Annotated in this window: 15 protein-coding genes; 7 read left to right on the top strand and 8 right to left on the bottom strand. The window is 68.2% G+C overall.

Going from position 1 to position 17,387, the window contains the following annotated elements:
- Positions 1-464 (top strand): DUF6264 family protein (locus WA967_RS02575; protein ID WP_424419329.1); only part of this gene is annotated, 464 nt, incomplete at its 5' end.
- A 9-nt stretch (positions 465-473) separates the two neighbouring features.
- Positions 474-1,709: a hypothetical protein gene (locus WA967_RS02570; RefSeq protein ID WP_424419328.1), complete on the top strand. Its 1,236-nt coding sequence runs from the start codon at positions 474-476 to the stop codon at positions 1,707-1,709.
- 26 nt (positions 1,710-1,735) lie between these two features.
- Here the strand turns inward: WA967_RS02570 and WA967_RS02565 are convergent, their stop codons facing one another.
- Positions 1,736-2,227, bottom strand: a complete 492-nt coding sequence (locus WA967_RS02565) for a hypothetical protein (protein WP_424419327.1) — start codon at positions 2,225-2,227, stop codon at positions 1,736-1,738.
- Between the two features lie 85 nt (positions 2,228-2,312).
- Between WA967_RS02565 and WA967_RS02560 the strand changes: the two genes are divergently transcribed.
- From WA967_RS02560 to WA967_RS02550, 3 genes are all read left to right on the top strand, one after another.
- Entirely contained in the window at positions 2,313-2,819 is a 507-nt protein-coding gene (locus tag WA967_RS02560) for a sigma-70 family RNA polymerase sigma factor (protein ID WP_424419326.1), read from the top strand.
- Complete coding sequence (locus tag WA967_RS02555; protein ID WP_424419325.1) at positions 2,816-3,469, top strand: anti-sigma factor family protein; 654 nt, start codon at positions 2,816-2,818, stop codon at positions 3,467-3,469. Before WA967_RS02560 ends, WA967_RS02555 begins: the two co-directional genes overlap by 4 nt.
- Positions 3,470-3,545: 76 nt before the next feature.
- Positions 3,546-4,070, top strand: coding sequence for a hypothetical protein (locus WA967_RS02550; RefSeq protein ID WP_424419324.1), 525 nt, complete (start codon positions 3,546-3,548; stop codon positions 4,068-4,070).
- A gap of 135 nt (positions 4,071-4,205) precedes the next feature.
- Here WA967_RS02550 and WA967_RS02545 read toward each other — a convergent pair whose 3' ends face one another.
- The 6 genes from WA967_RS02545 to WA967_RS02520 are packed head-to-tail and all read right to left on the bottom strand — an operon-like array spanning position 4,206 to position 14,241.
- Complete coding sequence (locus WA967_RS02545) at positions 4,206-7,394, bottom strand: type I restriction endonuclease subunit R (RefSeq protein WP_424419335.1); 3,189 nt, start codon at positions 7,392-7,394, stop codon at positions 4,206-4,208.
- Between the two features lie 53 nt (positions 7,395-7,447).
- Entirely contained in the window at positions 7,448-8,743 is a 1,296-nt protein-coding gene (locus WA967_RS02540) for a hypothetical protein (RefSeq protein ID WP_424419323.1), read from the bottom strand.
- Positions 8,736-9,389 (bottom strand): hypothetical protein, encoded by a 654-nt coding sequence (locus WA967_RS02535; RefSeq protein WP_424419322.1) that lies wholly within the window; start codon positions 9,387-9,389, stop codon positions 8,736-8,738. Before WA967_RS02535 ends, WA967_RS02540 begins: the two co-directional genes overlap by 8 nt.
- A 46-nt stretch (positions 9,390-9,435) precedes the next feature.
- The gene (locus WA967_RS02530; protein WP_424419321.1) at positions 9,436-10,560 is read right to left on the bottom strand and encodes a restriction endonuclease subunit S; all 1,125 of its coding nucleotides are present in this window, start codon (positions 10,558-10,560) and stop codon (positions 9,436-9,438) included.
- Positions 10,553-12,250, bottom strand: a complete 1,698-nt coding sequence (locus WA967_RS02525; protein ID WP_424419320.1) for a type I restriction-modification system subunit M — start codon at positions 12,248-12,250, stop codon at positions 10,553-10,555. The genes WA967_RS02530 and WA967_RS02525 overlap by 8 nt, the downstream gene beginning before the upstream one ends.
- Complete coding sequence (locus WA967_RS02520; RefSeq protein ID WP_424419319.1) at positions 12,250-14,241, bottom strand: hypothetical protein; 1,992 nt, start codon at positions 14,239-14,241, stop codon at positions 12,250-12,252. The genes WA967_RS02525 and WA967_RS02520 overlap by 1 nt, the downstream gene beginning before the upstream one ends.
- Before the next feature lie 214 nt (positions 14,242-14,455).
- On the opposite strand from WA967_RS02520, the gene WA967_RS02515 reads away from it, so the two are divergent.
- The gene (locus WA967_RS02515) at positions 14,456-15,001 is read left to right on the top strand and encodes a hypothetical protein (protein ID WP_424419318.1); all 546 of its coding nucleotides are present in this window, start codon (positions 14,456-14,458) and stop codon (positions 14,999-15,001) included.
- A 49-nt stretch (positions 15,002-15,050) separates the two neighbouring features.
- A complete protein-coding gene (locus WA967_RS02510; RefSeq protein ID WP_424419317.1) occupies positions 15,051-16,088 on the top strand; it encodes a TM2 domain-containing protein in 1,038 nt (345 codons plus the stop codon).
- Positions 16,089-16,280: 192 nt separating this feature from the next.
- Here the strand turns inward: WA967_RS02510 and fbaA are convergent, their stop codons facing one another.
- Positions 16,281-17,309 carry a class II fructose-bisphosphate aldolase gene (gene fbaA, locus WA967_RS02505; RefSeq protein WP_424419316.1) on the bottom strand — a complete coding sequence of 343 codons (1,029 nt, stop codon included), beginning with the start codon at positions 17,307-17,309 and terminating at the stop codon, positions 16,281-16,283.
- Positions 17,310-17,387: the final 78 nt, after the last annotated feature.

Raw genomic sequence — 17,387 nt, 5'->3', positions numbered from 1 at the left:
GGGCGGGGCTGCCCCCGATCGAGGCGGAGCCCGTCGTGCCGGCGCCCGCCGCGCCGCAGCGCGCGTCCGTGAAGCCGGCCGTCCCCGCATCCCCTTCGGCGGGGCGGCTCATCACCCTCGTGCTGCTGGGCGTCGGCCTCTTCAACGTGCTGTCCGCCATCCCGAACTTCCTGAATCTGTCGGAGACGCTCCAGCAGAGTCTGAAGATGCTCGGCAGCGACGCCGAGTTCACGAACTACGCCGCGGCGAAGAACTGGGGCGTCATCGCGCTGGTGGTCCTGATGGCCGGTTATGCGGCCACGATCTGGTTCTCGGTGCGGCGGATGCGTGCGGGCCGTTCGAGCTGGTGGGTTCCGCTGATCGGGTTCGTGGTGACGATGTTCGCGGTGTCGCTGTGCATGTCGGTGCCGATGATGGGCGATCCGGCCTTCACTGAGCTCTTCCAGGCCCCGCCGGCTGGGTAATCTCGAGGGATGGCAGCAGAGCAGATCGCGTTCCGGATCACCTACGCGTCGGTCTGGACCGCGGACGGCGCGGATCCGAGCGCGAAGGCGGAGCGGATCCTGCGGGATGCCCGCATTCTGGCCGCCGTCCGCAGCTTCGACGGCGAGTCGACGACGCTGCTGCTGCCGGTCACGGGGGACGGCTCCGTCGTGGCACTGGATGCCGATGACGGGCTGCGGTTCGACCTGAGCGCCGACGACCTCGGACGCCTGTTCGCAGCATCCGGCCTCTCTTTGAACCTCGGCCTCACAGACGACGCGCTGGGCGAGGTCGACGCGGAGCTGGAGCAGCAGTTCGGCGAGGCCTTCGAGCAGCTCGACGGCGTGGATGACGAAGACGATCTGACCGGCGCCGGGATGCCGGACGAGGACCTGCTCGCGCCGGACCCCGTGCGGGTGACGGAGTTCTCCCGACGCGGCCCCTGGGCCGCGCGCGTGACGGCGCAGCTGCTGGACACCCCGGTCGACTACCTCGAGGACGGCACCTGGTCGGTGTTCTGCTATCACACCGACCGTGCGCACGGGGCGGTCTCGGGCGGGGCATCCGATCTGCCCGTGATCGAGGTGAACGTGCCGCACGACGGCGAGGCATGGGTGGAGGTGACCGGTCCGCACGGCCGGTCGGCGATGTTCTGGCCCAACGCCGAGCAGTTCACGCGTCCGGTGCTGCCGCTGGACTCGATCACCCGGCCCGCCAGCGTCGAGGTGTACCGCCGGATGCTGAGCGAGGTCGACGGCGCGCGAGAGGAGCTCGCGCAGCTGGGGATGGGCGACGTGGACGCGGATGCCGTGCTGCGCGCGTGCCTGCCCGAGGCGCTCGGCGGCGTGGAGGGCTCTCATGCCCGGCTGCGTGCGCTGGTCGTCGCCTTCGGAATGCCCGACTCCCTGGTCTCCGCGGGCCTGGACGAGACCGGCGGTGGCAGGCGGTTCTTCCCACAGGGCTGGCCGCGCACCGTGTCCGACATCATGGTCGGCGGCATCGTCGAGGCGACGTCGCTGGTGCACCGCGACCGTCCGGTGGTGCGCTTCGCGCGGTTCCTGCGCAAGCGCCCCGTGCTGAACGCGGCGCTGAGCACCGCGGAGCTGGCCGCAGGCGTGAGCCTGTCATGGGGACGTTCGCGCGTGGGCCGCGGGATCGGCATCCTGCTCGTGCTGGACGCCGCGGCAGACCTCGCGCTCTGGATCGTGCGCATCCGCCGGCGCTGACCGGCGGATGCGCACGAGCCCCGCGATCAGACTGCTCCCCACACGGCCCGGGCCCCGGCGTCGCCGGCGAGCACCGTGACCGCCGTGACGCCCGTGGCCGAGATGAGCGCTGTGGCCATGATCGCCAGGTGCAGAGCCAGAGCCCAGCGCGGTCTCGTGCGGCGCAGCCGCGGCAGCATCCGCTCTCCCACCGCGACGGCGACGGCGGCGATCAGCAGCGCGATGGCCCATGGGATCAGCATGAGGCCGAGGGCCTCGTGGTGCAGGATCACCGGCGTGTATCCGATCGTCGCGGCCAGGTTCTGACCGGCCAGCACGGTCACCGGCACGAGCCCTGCCACGATCAGGGCCGCCGCCTGCGGTGCCCAGCCGAGTCGGCGCCGTGCGGCGGGCCAGACCGCCACCAGCGCGACGGCGAGAGCCGTGAGGGGAGTCAGCACGACGACGGCGTGCACGAGGAGCGGATGCAGTGGCAGACCGGCGATGCGGAATCCTGCTGCGTCGGCGAAGATGTCCATGGGGAGAGAACGATCCTCACGCGGCTTTCGTTCATCGATGAACCGGGAGCCGTTCCGCCTCGTTCCCATCGTGAGGAGGCGTCGAGTGACCGAAGAGGATGACCAGCGGCTGACCGCGCTCTACGAGCTGCATGCCGGTCCGATCCGGCGGTACGTGGTGAGCCTCACGGGCAACCGTGGTTCGGCGGATGACGTGGTGCAGGAGACGCTGCTGCGCGCCTGGCGCACCCCGCGCATCCTGGAGCAGGATCCGTCCACCTCCCGGGCGTGGATGATCACCGTGGCGAGGCACATCGTGATCGACGAGGCGCGCAGCGCGCGGAGCCGCCACGAGCATGCCGTCCCGGAGCTGCCGGAGCGGGTCACCGACGACCACACGGACCGGCTCTTCGACGCGCTGCTGATCCAGGACGCGCTGGCGGCAGTCAGCCCGGAGCATCGCGAGGTGGTGGTCGCCGCGTACTACCGCGGGCGCAGCGTGGGCGAGGTCGCGGCCGAGCTGGGCATCCCCGAGGGGACGGTCAAGTCCCGGATGCACTACGGGCTGAGGGCCCTGCGGCTCGCGCTGCAGGAGAGAGGGGTGACGAGGTGAACGCCGAGCACGAGCGGTACGCCGACTGGGATGCCGCCTATGCACTGGGGGCGCTGTCGGCGACGGAGCGGGCGGAGTTCGAGGAGCACCTCGCAGGGTGCGATCGCTGCCGCGAGGCGGTGGCGGAGCTGACCTCGACCGTCTTCGCGCTGGCGCGGGTCAGCGCGGAGGATGCGCAGCGCATCGCGGATCAGGATGCCGACGGTGCTGCTCCCGTGCGCGTGCTGGCTGCCGCGCGTGCCCGCCGTCGAACCCGCCGGAGGGCCGTGACCTGGATCGTCGGCGCCGCGGCCGCGGTCGTCGTGGCGGTCGTCGTGTCGGTCGCTCTGCTGGTGCCGCGCCCGGCGGAGGCCGTGGCGCTGGAGCCGGTCGGGGGAGCGCCGGTCGTGGCGACCGTGGCGCTGACGAGCGTGCCCTGGGGCACGAAGCTCGACGTGGTCTGCGCCTACGAGGGGTACGCGGGGTGGAGCGGCACCTACGAGCTGACGGTGACGGGCGGCGACGGCACGACCACGACGCTCTCGAACTGGACGGCCAAGTCGGGAGCGACTGCGCGCCTGTCGGCCGGCACCGGACTCACCGAGGCCGACATCCGCTCGGTTGAGATCCGGGACTCCGACGGCCAGGTGGTTGTCAGGCACGAGTTCTGAACCTTTCGCCGTGCGCGTCTCGTGTCATGGGAGCAGTCGCCATCGCGGAGGCTGATCGGATGAAAGGGACGGCATCATGCGCAAGGCACTCGCCATCGGGGGCATCGCTCTCGCACTCCTCCTCGCCGGCTGCTCGGGCGGTACGGCGGGCTCGGGTGGCTCGGGATCATCGGGCTCCTCCGGCGGTTCAGGATCCGGCGACGGGTACGGCTACGGTGCGTCGTCGTCGCAGCCGGCAGCTCCCGCGGCATCCGGCCTGGGTGTCGCCGACACCTCGCTCGGGACGATCGTCGTCGACGGCGACGGCATGACCGCGTACATGTTCGACAAGGACACTCAGGGCACGAAGACCAGTGCCTGCACGGGCGTGTGCCTGTCGCAGTGGCCTCCGATCCTCTCGGATTCCGCGACGCCCGAGGCCGACGGGGTGACCGGGACGCTGGCCACCATCGACACCCCCGACGGCAAGCATCAGGTGACGCTCGATGGCTGGCCGCTGTACACCTACGCCGGGGACGCCGCCAAGGGCGACGTGAACGGTCAGGGCGTTCAGGGCATCTGGTGGGTGCTCACCCCTGCGGGGCAGAAGATCGGCGGCTGAGAGCCAGTCGGGCCCCGGACCATCCGAACGTCGGGCCCTGGGCCAGCCGAACATTGGGTCCCTGAGCCTGTCGAAGGGCATCACGCCCGCATCCGCACTGTTCCCCTGAGCCTGTCGAGGGGTCGCCCAGACGCCCTATCGCTGGTCGGCGTAGCGCGGGGCCATCGCCTCCATCTGCTCCATCACCAGGCCGATGGCGCCGGGCTGCTGGTCCGGCGGGTACTTGTATTTGACCAGCAGCCGTTTGATCGACGAGCGCAGCTTCGCTCGCACGTCGTCGCGCACGGTCCAGTCCGTCCGCACGTCACGGCGCATGATCGCCACGAGCTCACGGGCGATCTGTGCCACCGTGTCCTCACCCTGGATGTCGACGGCCGATTCGTTCGTGGCGACCGCATCGAAGAAGGCGAGTTCGTCGTGCGACAGCGGCGGCGAGAAGTGCTCGCCACGGGACGCTTCGGCGGCCACCTCCTTCGCGAGGGCGACGAGCTCGGCGATGACCTGCGCTGAGGTGAGCTGCTGGTTCGTGTAGCGGTTCATGATCTCGGCGATGCGCTCCGAGAAGGCCCGTTGTCGCACGAGGTTGCCGTGAGACACCGCCGTGCTCTCGTCGATCAGTGCGGCGCGCAGCGCCTCGATGGCCAGGTGCGGGTTGCGGGCGCGCTGCACCTCGGCGGTGAACTCGGGGGTGAGCCTGTCCAGGGCGAGGCGCGGCATGCCGGCGGCTTCATAGATGTCGATGACGTCGTCCGTCGCGGTGGCGTCGGCGATCAGCGCGCCCAGCAGACGCTGGATGTCCTCGGGGATCGGCTGGTCGTTCGCCTGCCGGTCGCGGGCGTCGTACTTCGCCATCCAGACGCGCACCTCTTCGTAGAACGCGATCTCCTCCCGCAGCTCGGTGAGCGTGGTGCCGCCAGAGGCCAGTGCCCAGGCTCGCGCCAGCTGTCCGCTGAGCTTGCGGAAGCGCGCAGCAGCGCCGGGCGTCCCGTCGTCGGATGGGGGATTGCGCTTCACATCGCGCAGGAACTCCGTCGCGCGGGTCGCGGCGCGCAGCAGTGCGCGGGGTCCGCCGGCGGCGAGGTCGCCGCGCCAGTCGCATCCTTCCAGCAGCATCCGGATCTGCTCCACGAACCCCAGCGCGAGTTCGTGCGCCTCCGCGACGTCGCGGCCGACGGGCTTGCGCTCCCGATCGGTGACGGTGTACTCCTGCAGGGCCTGGGACAGGTTGTCGGCCAGTGGCGCATAGGCGACCAGCAGACCGTCCTGCTTGCCGCGGAAGGTGCGGTTCACGCGGGCGAGGGTCTGCATGAGCAGGGCGCCCTTGAGGGGACGGTCCAGGTACAGGGTGTGCAGGGGCGGCGCGTCGAAGCCGGTCAGCATCATGTCCTTGACGATCACGAGCTCCAGCTCGTCGTCCGGATCCTTGAGCCGGTCCTTGATGGCGGCGTTCGCCGAGTCCCGTCGCACGTGCGTGCTCACCGGAGGCTGGTCGGCGGCAGTGCCCGAGTAGACGACCTTGATGCGTCCGGCATCCAGCGCGTCGGAATGCCAGTCCGGGCGCAGCGCGATGATCGCGTCGTACAGTTTCGCGCAGATCTCGCGGGTGCCGCCGACGATCAGCGCCTTGCCGGGGCCGCCGATGAACGTGCGCATGGCCGCACGGCGCTTCTCCCAGTGCTCGACCAGATCGGCGGCGAGCGCCTCGATGCGCTCGGGCGCTCCGTAGACCGCGTTGACGACCGCGACGGATGCCTCGAGCCGGGCGCGCTCGGTCTCGTCGAGCCCCACGGTGAACTCGTCGGCGGCCAGGTCGATGTCCTCCGGGCTGACATCGCCGGCGAACGCCACCTTGATCAGGCGCGGTTCGAAGAAGACCGGCACGGTGGCGCCGTCGTCGACGGCGCGGGTGAGGTCGTACACGTCGATGTCGTCGCCGAACACCTCGCGGGTGTCGCGCTCGGCGAACGAGATCGGTGTGCCGGTGAACGCGATGCGGGTGGCGTTGGGCAGGGCGCGCTGCAGGTGGTGGGCGTACCCATCGAGGTCGTCGTAGTGGCTGCGGTGCGCCTCATCGACGATGACGATGATGTTGCGTCGGTCGCTGAGGAGCGGATGCTGCAGTCCGGCATCCTTCTCGGCTTTGCTCAACCCGAACTTCTGCAGCGTCGTGAAGTAGATGCCGCCCGTGTTGCGGGCCGACAGCTCGTCGCGCAGCTGCGCGCGGGTGGTGACCTGGGTGGGCTTCTCGGGCAGCAGCAGGCTGCGGTCGAAGGTCTGGAACAGCTGCCCGTCGAGCTCGTTGCGGTCGGTCACGACCACGATGGTCGGGTTCTTCAGCTTGGGATGGCGCGAGGTGATGTTGGCGTACAGCTCCATCTCCATCGACTTGCCCGAGCCCTGCGTGTGCCAGACCACACCGGCCTTGCCGTTGGTCTCGACGGCCTGGATGGTCTTGCCGACGGCCTTGTTCACGGCGAAGTACTGGTGCGGCTTGGCGATGCGTTTGACGAGCCCGTCGGCGCCCTCGTCGAACGCGGTGAAGTTGCGCACGAGCTGCAGGAAGCGCTCCTGGTTGTACAGACCCGCGAGGGCGTCGTCGAGCGGCTGCACGTCTTCACCGTTCTCGAAGCGCGGTTGCTGCAGCGGGATGCCGTCGTCGTCGACGTTCCACGGCGAGAAGTGGTTGAGCGGTGTGAACGGGGTGCCGTACCTGGCCTCCAGCCCGTCGCTGGCGAGGGTGAAGACGCAGAACCGGAACGCGAGGGGCAGCTCGCGCAGGTAGGTCTGCAGCTGATCGTAGGCGGATGCTGCGCCGACGCCGGCCTTCTTCAACTCCAGGATGCTCAGCGGCATGCCGTTCACGTAGAGGACGATGTCGAAGCGCCGATGCACCTCGCCGTGACCGGGGGTGTTCTGGCGGATCGTGACCTGGTTGACGGCGAGCCAGTCGTTCTCGGCGGGGTCGCTGCTGATCAGCCGCAGCGTGGGGTTGTGCTCGGCGCCGTCGTGGTCGAGGTAGCTGAGGCGGTACCCGCTGGTGAGGCAGCGGTGGATGCGATGGTTCTCGGTGATCGCGTCCTGCGAGCGTGGGGAGGCGATCTCGACAGCGGCCTGCTGCAGGTACTCCGCCGGGATGCCCGGGTTCAGGCGTCGCAGCGCGTCGAGCAGGCGCGGGCGGATGAGCAGCTCGTCCCAGCTGTCGCGCTCGCCGCTGCCGGGGGCGATCTTCTCGCCGGTGACCTTGCGCCAGCCGAGCGGCTCGGCGAGCGTGTCGAGGGCGCTCTGCTCCCACATCGCTTCAGAGATCGCAGTCATACGGATCAGTCCTCCTCGAGTGCGGGTGGGTGGGAGTGCTCGTCGTTTGTATGGGCGTGTATTCACGCCTCTGAGGCGTCCTCATCGGCGTCGTCGCCGGATGCGTCTTTGCGCAGCAGGCGCTCACCGAGCCCGGTCAAGAGCTTGCCTGCACCCGTGCGCGCGTTGTCTGCGGTCTCGCCGGCGAAGCGCCCGACCGCCTTCGCCGTGTCGACGGATGCTGCGGCGATGTGCTCACGGGCATCATCAGCGGCTTCGATCCAGCGCTTCTCGGCGATCGCGTCGCGGGACTGCTCGATGCTCAGGCGGGAGTGGAAGGCGGTGATGTCGTCGGCGATGCGGTTACCGATGCGCACGACCTTGTGTGAGGCGTTCGGCGCGAACAGTTTCTTGGAATTGGCGCGTGCCGATGCGGCATCCATCCGCACGAGCAGTGAGACCGTCGTCTGGGTGATCAGAGCCTTGCGCTTCTGCCGTGCGGCGCGCAGGCCTCGGCGGTGACGTTCGACCTCGCCCGGGTCATCGGGGGAGGCATCGAGCACGCGATCGATCTCGAGGATCGCGGTGGCGTCCTGCAGCTGGAAGCAGCGTGCGAGCACCGCCAGCCACTCGAGCACGGTCTGCTCGGCCGCGTCGGCGAGGTCGGCCAGGTCGCCCATCTTCGCCGTGCGCTCCACTTTCTCGGCCAGGGCGTCCAACTGGCGTAGCGCGTACGCCTGCGTGCTCGCGACGGTGGCGGTGGTGCCCTGCACCTTCGACCAGGTGACGTCTGAGACGAAGCCCACTTCTTCACGGATGGTCATGGCCTCATCGATGACGAACTCCACGCCGATCATCTCCGCGAGAGCGGCATCCTTGTGCGCGCGCAGCACCTCATCGACCTTGGCGTCGATCTTCGCGAGGTAGTCGATGATCTCGTCCATGGTCTGCTGCATGGCCAGCTGCGCCATGATGCCCGCGGCGCCGGCGAGCACGGCGGGGTTGGTCAGCATTCCGGTGATGCCCGGCTGCCTGACGAACTCGAGGATGTGATTGGTCTTGCCGTTCCTCATCACGATCGCTCGAGCGACCTCGCCCGATGAGCCCTTCATCGGGGGAAGGCCCTGGAGCGCCTTGGCGGAGTTCTCCGTGAGCTTGATCCAGCGGCCGGAGTTCTCGGCCACCTTCGTGGCCGCCTGCAGAGCACCGGACGCACCGCTGAGCTTCGACCCGACTTTGTGAAGTCCGAGCTCGCGTGACTCGAGTCGACGTGACGTGAGAAACTCTTCGACTGCCGCAGGCGGACCGATCACGGCGACGCCGTCCCCGTCGCTGATCAGTTCGATCTCGTAGTCGAGCAGTTCCCGTTCGTCAGTCATCCGTTCCTCCTGAAGTGGCGGTGTCGCCGGCGAAGACGAACTCGAGGGATGCCGCGGGGTCGACCGCGTGGATGATGCCGGAGTAGAACGCCTGCGCCTGTGAGCGCAGGGCCTCTTCGTTGGCGGCGATGTACTTGGTCTGCTCCTTGTCGCTGAGCACCTTGTTCACCATGTCGAGCTGTTTGATCTCGGGAGTGAAGGCGCTCAGGGCTCCGCTGTTGTCTGCGATGAGCTCGACGGAGATATCGCTGTGCCCGATGAAGATGAACTCCGGGATCGAGATGCGGTACGAGTCCTCGCCAACCTGTGTGACCTTCGCCTTCGCGCCGTCGAATCCGAGCTTGGCCTTGAACCCGTACTGCAGGAAGGTCGCACGCTCGGTGCCGGGAATCGGCATGTCCATGAACTTCTGCTTCGCCGTCTTCTTGTCGATCCCCTGGATGCCGAGGGCGAGCAGTGCGACTTCCTCCTGCGGAGTGATCGAGGTGATCACCTGGCTGCTGTCGGTGCTCTCCTCGGAGCTGAAGCCGGCCAAGCTGAGCAGTGACGGGCTCTTGATCACCAGAAAGACACCGCCGGCGACGATGAGCACGAGAAGCACGATGAGAGGCCAGACGAGGACTCGGACCTTGAAGACGTTGGTCATTGAGTTGACCTTTCAGTAGTCGGGGAGGAGGCGTTGAGGTGCTGCATCACACGCCCACCTCACTCAGGATCTTCTCAGCATTCTTGACTCGGAGCTGACCAGACATCAGTTTCGGAAGCAGCGCGTCGCGCGTGGCGGCGAGGGTGCGGTTCTCCTTGCTTGTCGCATCGATGAGGCCTAGCAACGCTTGTGCCGCGTGATCGAACCTGAGCAGGGCGCCCGCGGAAGGAACTTTGACGGGCAGGGCGAGAGCTTCGTTGCGATTCAGTCCCGGAACTGCCGAGTCGTTGTTCATCTCGTTCAGCCGAAGCGTGCGAAGAAGACAATAAAGGTACGGCTGCGAGAACTCGGGCGCGGACCCGCGGACGAAGAAGGTCGTATCGATAGGGAAATGTGGACCTGTGATCCAGTGGACTGCTCCTGCGCTGCCCTTGCGACCGACGACCACGCCTGACTCTGTTACGAGCGCTTGTGAGTGACTACCGCTGACCCCGCCGCTCCCGACCACGGCCACGTCTCCCGGCTCGCGCGCGGCGGCGGGGAGGGCCTTACCGTATTCAAGCGTCGCAACGTCTGATAGGCGCATTCGAGAAGTGTTCGTTCGTTGGATCAATTGAAAAGATCCTTGAATCAGTTCCCAGGCGGTGGCGGCAAGGCGGGTGTTGGCGGCGATCTTGTCGTCGAGAGCGCCGAGGACCTCGGCGATTGCCTGCTGCTCGGGGAGAGGGGGGAGCGTGGGCAACTCGAACGACTTGATGTCTGCCACACGAAGGTGTGCGACGGTGGAGCCCATCGCACGGCCGATGAGCCGTTCTTGCGTGGCAGGGGCCGTGAGTGCGTAGTAGAGGAAGCGATTGTGAATCCTTGACGGATTCGCGCGCAGGTGAGTCGTGCGCTGACCTGCTCCGATGTTACCGCCCTCCGGGATTATGACTACGGGTCCGACAGGGGCCTCTCGAGCGAGCAAGAGGTCTCCAGCACGAGGCGTCAGTCGGCGAGTCCAGGCCTGAAATGTCTCGGCGGACACCATTCGTGCCTGCGATTCATCGATGATGTTTCCCCGCATCGCTGGTGTTCCTACGAGAAGATAAGGGCCATCAGGAGATTCGGGTGCCGTGCGATTCACGCAATCCACGATCTCCTCACAGACGTCGCTGAGCGTCTCAGGCATCGACTCTCCCCAGCTGCTCGCGCACCACTGCCGCCAACCGCTCAGTCTCCTCGAACTGGGCGAACAATTCGCTCTTCAGTCGCTCCAGTTTCTGCTCGATGGGTTCGCCGTCGTCCTCCTCGGGGGGAGCGCCGACGTAGCGGCCGGGGGTGAGGGCGTAGTCGGCGGCTTTGATCTCGGCGAGAGTGGCGGAGTAACAGAAGCCGGGGATGTCGGCGTAGGCGGGGTTCGACGCTTCGACAGGCTCAGCGACCCAGTCTCCGGAGTCGCGTTTCGTCTCGTCGCTGCGCTCCTCGCTCGACGACCGGGGGGAGGGGACCTCGAAGCCGCGCCAGGCGCGGTAGGTGTGGGCGATGCGAGCGATGTCCTCGTCGCTCAGGGCGCGCTCGGCGCGGTCGACCATGTAGCCCAGGTTCCGCGCGTCGATGAACAGCACCTGGCCGGTGCGATCGACCGGCCCGGTCTTGTCCTTCGCGAAGAACCACACGCACACCGGGATCCCGGTTGAACGGAACAGCTGCGTCGGCAGGGCCACCATGCACGAGACCAGATCGGCCTCGACGATCTGCGCGCGGATCTGCCCCTCGCCGCCCGAGTTCGACGACATCGAGCCGTTCGCCATCACCACACCGGCCGCTCCGCCGGGTGCCAGCTTGGACAGGATGTGCTGGATCCAGGCATAGTTCGCGTTGCCCGCCGGCGGCACGCCGTAGCGCCACCGCGGATCGGACTCGTTGCGCGCCCAGTCCTTGATGTTGAACGGCGGGTTCGCCATCACGAAGTCGAACTGCACGTCAGGGTGCAGGTCGCGCGCGAACGTGTCGCCCCAGCGCGGCCCCAGCTTGCCGCTGAGCCCGTGGATGGCCAGATTCATCTTCGCCATCCGCCAGGTGCGCTCGTTCAGTTCCTGCCCGTACACCGAGATGTCCGAGCCCTCGCCGTGATTGGCGTCGATGAACTTCTCGGCCTGCACGAACATGCCGCCCGAGCCGCACGCCGGGTCGTACACGCGCCCGTGGGTGGGCTGCAGCAGCTCCACCAGCACGCGCACCACACCCGCGGGTGTGTAGAACTCCCCGCCCCGTTTGCCCTCGGCCGCGGCGAACTTCTCCAGGAAGTACTCGTACACCTCACCCAGCAGGTCGCGCGCACGGCGCCCGTCCGCGCCGCCCTGGCCCTGCCCGGCGAAGTGCGCCGAGTTGAACAGGTCGACCAGCTCGCCGAGCCGGCGCTGGTCGACGTTGTCGCGATTGAAGATCCGCGGCAGGGTGCCGCTCAAGGCCGGGTTCGCCTGCATCACGGCATCCATCGCCTCGTCGATCAGCAGACCGACCGACTTCTCCGCCTCGCCGAGCGCCGGTCCCAGCCCCTTCGCGTGCTCGGCCAGGAACGACCACCGTGCGTTCGCCGGCACCCAGAACACCCCGCGTCCGGTGTACTCGTCGGTGTCGTCTATCAGCGCGGCGATCTGCTCGGCGTCGTACCCCTCGCCAGAGAGCTCGTCGTGGATCTGCCCGCGACGCTCGTCGAAGGCATCCGACACGTACTTCAGGAACACCAGCCCGAGGATCACGTCCTTGTACTGCGACGCATCCATCGACCCGCGCAGCTTGTCGGCGGCCTTCCAGAGCGTGTCCTTCAGCTCCTTCATGGTCGACGGCGCGGTGCCGGTCTTCTTCCGTGCAGCCATCAGCGGCTCCCTTCGGGGTGGTTTGGTTCTGCGTCGGCGGACAGTGCGCCCGCCGCGAAGGCGTCGGTGACCAGTCGTTCGAGTTCGGCGAGAGCGGATGCCCTGCGTTCAGCATCCCGCCGGGCGCCGACGATCCTTGCCAGCGCCGTGCTCAGTGCGGCGCGCTGGCCGGCGGGAATGCGGCGCAGGCCCCAGCGCCGGAACGGAAGGGCCTCGGTCAACGCGTTGACGTCGGCGGCGACGACCTCCGGGGCAAGCGTCTCATCGAGCAGCCGCAGCACCCGCGCCGGGTACTCGACGACCGACGATCCGTCGGGGTCGACCATGGCCGCGGGATGCGCGCCGGTCAGGACGATCACGTCACCGGGCAGCGTCAGCTGCGCACGGGGATAGTCCGCTGCCAGCCGCATCCGATCGATGCGGCGATCGGATGCGGCCTGCGCACGCACCTCGTCGCGCCCGATCACCGGGTAGCCGTCGGCAGACGCGGTGTCGGCAGGATCAAGGCGGATGCCGCCGATGAGCCGGGCTTCGCGGGACGCCAGGGCATCGCCCAGCAGCGTGTCCTGCGCAAGCGGAGGCGTTGTCGCCACCAGGGCGGGCAGCGCTGGAGCGTCCGGCAGCTGCATGAGCTTGCGATCGACCAGTGCCGCGAGCTCTGCCGCGTCTGTGCGTGCCGGACGCGGCGGGCGACTCGCCTGCACGAGCGATCCCTCAGCGGCGATCAGCGCCGCCGTGCGGATGAAATGCACGAAGCGGAAGGAATGCGCGAGCGCCTCGCGCGCCGAGCCGAGCGACACGGACAGGTCGCCCACCAGATCACGCGCGCGGGCGTCGGTGAGCGTGAATCCCTGCAGATCGCCGATGACGGTGAATCGGTCGCCGAGTGCGGCACCTCCCTGCGGCCCGCCGATCAGCCACAGGGCCAGCGACTGCCGCACCGCAGACGGGACCAGCCCCGCGGGCAGCCGCACGATGCCGCGCACGCGCCCGGAGCGCAGCAGGAAGTCTCGAGACACGGCTGCCGCACCGGTGAGCGGCTCGGTCAGCAGGGCGGCCGGTCCGACGACGATGATGCGGTGCCGGTCGCTCAACTCGACGAGCAGCTCCTCGAGCTGTGCGAGCTCGGCTGCGCCGTCGCTTCCGGACAGACGCGCCAGCCACACGGCCGGGGTCTGGGAAAGCGGCGGCCGGGCGGAGAGCATCGGGAGACGATCCCGGATGATCAAGCGTCGGCGCACAGCGCGGTTTCCTGTGGGCACGTGGAGGGCAGCATCCTCACCGCACAGAGCGGATGCCGCGTCGAACAGCGCCCCGGCGTCGAGATCGGCAGGGGCATCGGCGAGGACGGCGTTCTCACCGACGGTGATCTCCTTCGCCAAGCGGGCGATCAGCCGGGTTCCTCGATCGCCGATGGTGCCGGTGATGCCGCTGGTGCCGGTCGGTATGATCCGTGCCTGCATCGCCTCGGCGGCACCGACAGGGGAGTAGGCAGCATCGATCAGCATCTCGACGAACGCCGGAAGTGCAGAGTCGGAGGCGAGCGCGTCGATCTCTCGACGCACCGCGGTGTCGTCCGGATCGGCCTGCTCCGCACGGACGGAGAGATCGCCCTGCGTCAGGGGCATCCCGTCGAGCACACGCAGCGCCAGCAGCGACTCGACGGATTCCAGGTGCGCGCCGTCGGGGTCCACTGAATCAGAGGCGGATGCGAACGCTGCCGCGTCGGCGACAGCATCCGGATTGTTGCCGTGCGCGGTTTCGGCGAGCCAGGTGGCGATCTGCGTCGCGTCGAACAGCTCCTGGTTCGAGCGTGCGCTCACCGGCGCGGGAAACGCGCCGATTCCGCTCGCGAAGCGCTTGCGCCACATCGACACGACCGGCCGGCGGACGCGAGCGAGCTCCGCGATCTGCGGCAGCGAGATGAGCGGGGTCGGTGAAGCGAGGCTGCCGCCGTTCCGCGGCGCGCTCTCGCTTGTGTCCGTGCTCATGAATCTGACCATACGAGAGCGCGCATGCATAGTGCAAGGAGTTGTTGATAAGCGGGCTTATCAATTGGATTTGGATGCGCTCTAGGGGATCGACGTAGCTTGTGATCCGCGGGTCATGACGCCGCAGCGGCGGGTGGGTGAGAGGGGACTCGTGAGGGACCCGCCCGCCGCCAACCCCCGGCGTCACGTGCTCACCCCAGAAGGAGAGAACATCATGTCCGAGAACCAGGCATCCGACGATTCTGTGCCAGAAGCAGCCGGCGCCCGTCGGCGCATCCCGGGCCGCACTGTCGTCGCGATCGGTGCAGCAGCAGCCATCTTGATCGGTGCGGTGGTCACGACCATCGTCATCGCAGCGCGACCGAGTCCCATCGAACAGGCGGGGGAGAGCTGCGCAGCGAGCAAGCCCCTCGACGCCTTCCTCGCAGACGTTCGGGCAACGGCATCCGCGACACACCAACCCGCCGAGACCGCTGACTCCGACGCCTTGGACGAGCTCTTCGAGGGCGTCGTCTCCGTCGAGGACGACGGCAAGACGCTCATCGTCCAGACGAAACCGGAGGACGACGATCCGCTCGGCATCACCGGCCTCGCCCTCGACTGCGTGTACGAGCAGCTGGATGTCCCCACACGCATCACCGAACGCATCGCCGCGACCCGCAGTCTCGACGGGCGCCAGGAAGCCGAGTGGGAGGACTACTCCGCGTCGTGGAGCTACCACCCGGACAGTGGCGCCAACCTCATCATCGCGCAGGACTGACGTGCCCGACCCATCTCCCCGCCGCCACCCATCACAGTAAGGAATCCTCATGTCCATCCCCACTCCGCCTCCCGCCCCGTCCGGCCAGCCGCTGCAGGCACCTCCGCCGGCCTATGCGTATCCGGTGTCTCCGGTTCCCCCGAGCGGCCCGAACGACCAGGGCAGGTCGTTCCTCGTGACGTGGCTGCTGTCGCTGCTCGTCGGTGTTTTCGGCGTCGACCGCTTCTATCTCGGCAAGGTCGGCACGGGCTTGCTCAAGCTGTTCACGCTCGGAGGTCTGGGCGTGTGGTGGCTCGTCGACCTGATCATCATCCTGGCCGGGGCGATGCGCGACAAGGTGGGGCGTGCGCTCGCCGGCTACGACAAGACCAAGCTGATCGCCTGGATCGTCACGGCGGCGGTGGTGCTGGTCAGCGTCGCCGGCGGTGCGATCAACGGGGCATCGAGCACGGATGCGGGTGCTCCGCCCGCGTCAGAGTCGTCCGCCCAGGCGCAGCAGTCTGAAGACACGCAGCAGGAACCTGCCGAGGAACCGGCCGAGGCTGAGGAGCCCCCGGCGCCCGAGCCCGGTGCGGCGGCGGCATCCTGGGCGAACGACCAATTCGGCGACTTCGCCCCGATCCAGAAGTCCGGCACGGGCGACACCGTGATCGACCTGCCCGCGGGAGCCACAGGTGGGATTGTCGTCGCCACGCACAAGGGCACGCGCAACTTCGCGGTCTCTGTGCTCGACGCGAGCAACGGGTCGACCGGGGAGCTGCTGGTCAACACGATCGGCGCCTACAGCGGCACGACCGCGTGGGGGATCAGCGCACTCGGTGAGGGCGCCAAGCTGCAGGTCACTGCCGACGGCGCCTGGACGTTCGACATCCGCCCGATGGGAGACGCGCCGCTCGTCGCCCCCAGCGGCACCGGTGACGCCGTGTTCCTCTACGAAGGCAGCGCAGCCTCGCTGGCCGCAACGCATGCCGGCTCGCGCAACTTCGTCGTGCAGGAGGAGACGGGCGAGGCGTTCAGCATGGGACTGCTCATCAACGACATCGGCGCGTACAGCGGCACGGTACCGCTCTCGACCGGCCGTCGGTGATCACCGTGACCGCCGACGGGGCGTGGACGCTCGCGGTGAAGTAGGCAGTCGAGCAGGCTGAGACGACGGATGCCCCGGATCGTGTGATCCGGGGCATCCTGACGCTTCACTTCGACTCGCTGCGCTCGCTCAGTACAAGCGACAGGCTCAGCGACCCATCGTCTGGGGCTCAGCGACCCACCTTGTGGTGAATCAGCTCTGCGACTTGCCGAACGAGCCGAGCTGCTTCGTGGACTCGATGACGCGGGCGGCCATGGCGGTCTCGGCGACCTTTCCCCAGGCGCGCGGGTCGTACTGCTTCTTGACGCCGACCTCGCCGTCCACCTTCAGCACGCCGTCGTAGTTCTTGAACATGTAGTCGGCGATGGCGCGCGTGTACGCGTACTGCGTGTCGGTGTCGACGTTCATCTTGATGACGCCGTTGGCCACGGCCGTGGCGATCTCCTCGTCGGACGAGCCGGAGCCGCCGTGGAAGACCAGGTCGAGCGGGTTCTTGCCCGTGTTGTACTTGGCCGCGACCTGGGCCTGGATCTCACCCAGCAGCTCGGGACGCAGCTTGACGCCGCCCGGCTTGTACACGCCGTGCACATTGCCGAAGGTGAGAGCGGCGATGTAGCGGCCCTGCTCGCCCATGCCGAGCGCCTGGATCGCCTTGTCGACATCGGCGAAGGTCGTGTACAGGGCGTCGTTGGAGCCCTCGTGGCGCACGCCGTCCTCCTCGCCGCCGACGACGCCGATCTCGACCTCGAGGATGGCGTTGATGTTCTTCATGCGCGGCAGCAGCTGCTCGGCGATCTCGATGTTCTCCGCCAGCGGCACGGCCGAGCCGTCCCACATGTGCGACTGGAAGATCGGGTTGCGGCCGGCCTTGACCTCTTCCTCGGAGGCGGCGATCAGCGGCTCGACGAAGCCGGCGAGGGCGTCCTTCGGGCAGTGGTCGGTGTGCAGCGCGACGGTGACCGGGTAGCTCTTGGCGACCTCGGTGGCGAACTTCGCGAAGGCGAGCGCACCGGTCGCGCGGGCCTTGACGGTCTGGCCGGCGAAGTAGTCCGCGCCGCCCGTGGTGACCTGGATGATGCCGTCCGAGCCGGCCTCGGTCAGGCCCTGCAGCACGGCGTGGATCGTCTGCGAGCTGGACACGTTGAAAGCGGGGTACGCGAAGCCACCGGCCTTCGCACGGTCGAGCATCTCTGCGTACTGATCCGGAGTGGCGACGGGCATGAATTCTCCTGCTTCTGAAGTGCGGGGGTCATGCACACTCTATCCGCGCGGAAGCCGGATCTTCTCGGCTGTTTCGAC

The sequence above is a fragment of the Microbacterium sp. genome (genome assembly GCF_049650565.1).
In the GTDB taxonomy this organism is placed as follows: Bacteria; Actinomycetota; Actinomycetes; order Actinomycetales; family Microbacteriaceae; genus Microbacterium.
Note: the sequence above shows the minus strand (reverse complement) of the source record. Positions and strands in the feature narration are given on the sequence as shown.